Annotated in this window: 3 protein-coding genes and 1 pseudogene; 2 read left to right on the plus strand and 2 right to left on the minus strand. The window is 59.7% G+C overall.

What is annotated here, in order from left to right; translation table 11 throughout:
* The coding region (locus QT222_RS04940) for an extracellular solute-binding protein (protein ID WP_491476499.1) at window positions 1–1,024 on the minus strand (1,024 nt) is incomplete at its 3' end.
* A gap of 151 nt (window positions 1,025–1,175) precedes the next feature.
* On the opposite strand from QT222_RS04940, the gene dgoD reads away from it, so the two are divergent.
* Together dgoD and QT222_RS04950 are read left to right on the plus strand one after the other, a co-directional pair.
* Window positions 1,176–2,327, plus strand: a complete 1,152-nt coding sequence (dgoD, locus tag QT222_RS04945) for a galactonate dehydratase (protein ID WP_491476500.1) — start codon at window positions 1,176–1,178, stop codon at window positions 2,325–2,327.
* Window positions 2,328–2,393: 66 nt separating this feature from the next.
* A complete protein-coding gene (locus tag QT222_RS04950; RefSeq protein WP_004056411.1) occupies window positions 2,394–3,137 on the plus strand; it encodes an IclR family transcriptional regulator in 744 nt (247 codons plus the stop codon).
* 18 nt (window positions 3,138–3,155) lie between these two features.
* On the opposite strand, the pseudogene QT222_RS04955 reads toward QT222_RS04950, so the two are convergent.
* Window positions 3,156–3,970, minus strand: a pseudogene (locus QT222_RS04955) (glucose dehydrogenase); the annotation flags it as partial.

Below are 3,970 nucleotides of genomic sequence, written 5' to 3' on the forward strand. Positions count from 1 at the left end.
TTCTCATCAGGTACTTGAGCCGCTGGGCAGCTGCGTCGGGATATGCCCTCCACGGGTGGATACCGGCGAGGATGACCCTGTAGGACGTTGCGGTCTGCCCGTTCGGGCCCGCAGGCGGTTTGTACACTGCCATCGAGTCGCGGGTTGCGTCCCCTTCGGAGACGACCTTATCGACTGTGTTGAGTGCACTCCACGTTCCCGCGATGCGCTTGTTGATGAAGGCACTGTCGCGGGCGGGACCGTCCCACTCGGCGGACGCCTTCGGGGCGACCTCATATTCCGTCGCGAGGTCTTTGTAGAAGTTGAGTGCTTTGACGGCGCTTTCGCTGTTGAACACCGCTTCCGATTTGTCGTCGGAGAGAAGGCTCCCGCCGGCCTGCCAGACGAACATGGCGTAAAACTGGGTAACTGCCCAGTTGTTCGCCCCCGGCAGCCCGAACAGATGCTTTTCGGGGAACGTCTCTTTGAACTGCTTGCTCTGTTCGACGAGTTGGTCCCACGACGTCGGTTGGTCACTGATTCCGGCTTCGTCGAGCATGCCCTGATGGACCAAGTGTCCGCGAGGACCCCAGAACCACGGGAAGCCGGTGGTAATGCCATCGTAGTTTGCGACGTTCGTCGGCTGGTCGTAGACGCCGTCGAGGCTGATCCCGAGTTCACCAAGGTCCATCCATGCGTCCGACTGCACTTGTTGTGGCATCCACGTCGATGCGATTTCTTCGATATCCGGACCGTCGCGGCTGGTGATGCTGTTGAGTTGTTTTTGCTTCGCGTTGCCCCAGCCCATCGTCTCGACTTCGACGGCGATGCCCGTTTCTTCTTCGAACTTCGCGGCGTGTTTCTCGTAGAACTTCTCGACGCCGGGAGTTGCGAAGTGCCGGGCTTGGAGGGTTACGTCGTTACTACTCTGTTTCGTCTTGTTGCCAAACTGCCCGAGACAACCCGTCAGGCCAGTTGCCGTTGCCGCTCCGGCACCTGCGAGAAGCTGTCTCCGCGACAGATTGCGCGTACTAGCGTCTTCCATGAGACAATACCACTATAGAAATGACACTATTTATAATTCATTGTTATGTGTGGCCGTGTTACATGAGTTGACGACACACCACGTGACGGATAATCGGCCAACTGCGCCGCCACCACGACAAGTTATTACACCCTGGTCGAAATACCGCGCTATGAAAATCACCGGGTACGACCTCTACGAACTCCCTCCGCGCTGGTTATTCCTCAAGATAGAGACCGATGAGGGGCTCGTTGGATGGGGAGAGCCAATCGTCGAAGGGCGAGCAAAAACGGTGAAGACGGCTGTCTCGGAGATGCTTGACGGCTACCTCGTCGGCAAGAACCCGCTTCGAATCGAAGACCACTGGCAAGCGCTGTATCGAAGCGGGTTCTACCGTGGCGGGCCGATTCTTATGAGCGCAATCGCGGGCATCAATCAGGCGCTGTGGGACATCAAAGGAAAGCACTACGACGCTCCCGTCTACGAACTCCTCGGTGGCAAGAGCCGAGACAAAATCAGAGTGTATCAGTGGGTCGGTGGTGACCGTCCTGACGATGTCATCGAGGAGGCCCATCGACTCGTCGACACCGGCTACACCGCACTCAAGATGGACGCGACGAACCAGACGCGGCACATCGAAACGGCCGCCTCGATAGAGCAGGTCGTCGACCGAATTCGGAAGGTCAGAGAGGCGGTCGACAACACGGTCGACATCGGCGTCGACTTCCGCGGCCGTGTCTCGAAGTCGATGGCGAAGATGCTCACTACTCGGCTCTCCGACCTGGACCTCATGTTCGTCGAAGAACCAGTACTTCCGGAGAACGTCGAATATCTCCCGGAAATCGCCACCCAGTCGCAAATCCCAATCGCGACAGGCGAACGACTCTACTCGCGGTGGGACTTCAAACAGCTCTTTGGCGGAGGCGCTATCGACCTGATTCAGCCAGTCGTCTCCCACGCAGGCGGTATCTCCGAGATGGTCAAACTCGCAACCATGGCCGAAGCGTACGATGTCGGAATCGCTCCGAACTGTCCGCTCGGCCCGATTGCACTCGCGGCCTCGCTACAGGTCGATACGCACATTCCGAACCTCGTCGTCCAAGACAACGGGTTCGACATTCACTCACCCGACCGCGGCCCCGCATACGACTACCTCGAAGACACGAGCGTCTTCAGCTTCAAAGATGGCTACCTCGACACGCTCGATGAGCCGGGGCTCGGTATCTCAATCGACGAGGAAACCGTCGAAGCACGCTCGGGCGCTCACGTCGAGTGGCACAACCCGACGTGGCGGAACGAAGACGGGAGTATCACTGACTGGTAGTCGTCCTGCTGTTTTCTCGCCGGTCCGCCACGAAACCGTTAAACCGCTCTTCTCCGACCTCGTGATATGACAGACCGGAGCCAGGTACCGACGCTCTCCGCGCCGAAAAAAACGTTCGCCCTCATCGAGGAGATGGCGGACCGTGATGGGCCGGTCCGCGTCTCGGACCTCGCTGAGGAACTCGGATTCACGCGGAGCACGACCTACAAGCATCTCGCAACGCTACGCGAACTCGGATACGTCAGAAAAGTCGGCGTGGAATATGCGCTGTCGTATCGGTTCGTGTTGTTCGGAACGCGTATTCGGGGGCGCTCTCCGTTGTACCGCGCCTCGAACGAACTCATCGACCAACTCGCCGAGACGACAAACGAAACGACGGGACTTCTCGTCAAACAGGGTTCCTACGGCGTCAATCTCTACCAATCGACCAGCGACCGTTCGGAGACGGTCGAAATCGACCAACACCTCCACTGTACCGCGCCGGGGAAAGCGATACTCGCGCACCTCACGGACGAGCAGGTCGACCACGTTGTCGACGCTGTCGGTCTCCCCGCGCGCACGGACAACACCATTACAGACCCGGGCGTGCTCGCAGATGAGTTGACGAACGTCCGCGAGCGCGGCATCGCCATCGAGCGAGGAGAGCAACACCCTGACCAAAACGGGGTTGCGGTCGCTTTCGAACACGACAACGAGGTAGCCGCTGTGTACGTCGTCGGCCATGCCGACCGCTTGAGTAGCAAACGACTCGAAGAAAACATTCCCGGGATGGTGCTCGGAACGGTTCGACGGACCAAAGAGTTGCTCTGAGTCTGCGGTCGCTTGCGGTTACCGTTCCGACGGGGGGACGAACTCGACGGCTGTCTTGATCTGTTCTTTGTTTCGCTCGAAGGCGGCCGACGGGTCCGCTGCCGGAACAATTTCGGTAACCACGTCGTCGATGAACCAGTCCGGAAGCGACGATACGGTATCGATAGCCATCTCGAAGTGCGGGATGTGAGAGTTGACGCTCCCGACGAGCGCCTTGTTTTGCAGCACCATCTCGCGATGGAGTCGCCCACCGTCGATTTCGAACTCCCAGTCGCTCGGAACGCCAAGGAGTGCTCCCACGCCGTTCGGTGCGAGCGCATCGAGAACCTCGAACGCGTGTTTCGCGTACCCGGTGGCCTCGATGGCGATGTCGACGTGTCCGTATTCGGTTGGAATCTCTGGTACCGGTGTCTCCCGCGAATCAACGTAGGTCGCTCCGAGTTTTTCGATGATGTCGATGCTCGGGTCCGGTCGGTCTCGCCGCCCCAGACAGTAGAGGTCGTCTACGTCGCGAGCGAGTCGCGCTAGCGTCAACAGTCCGAGCGGGCCGTTCCCGAGGACGAGCGCCGACTCCGGTTCCCACGTAAACGCCGACCGCGTCGCGAACGCGTGTTGAATCGCCTTTTCGGCGTTGCTCATCGGTTCGACGAGAAAGCCGTGGGGAGCGAGCGACTCCGGAATCTCCACGAGGAACTCGGCCGCGCTCGTGAAGCACTCCGACATATAGCCGTGAGCGTCCACGATACCACGTTCGAGCTACTTCCCGTCGGGAGCCATGTCCGGCTCGCCGCGCTCGAAGCACTCGCTCGTCCCGTCCCGCGGCCGTCGCACGG

The sequence above is a fragment of the Haloferax sp. s1 genome (genome assembly GCF_058382125.1).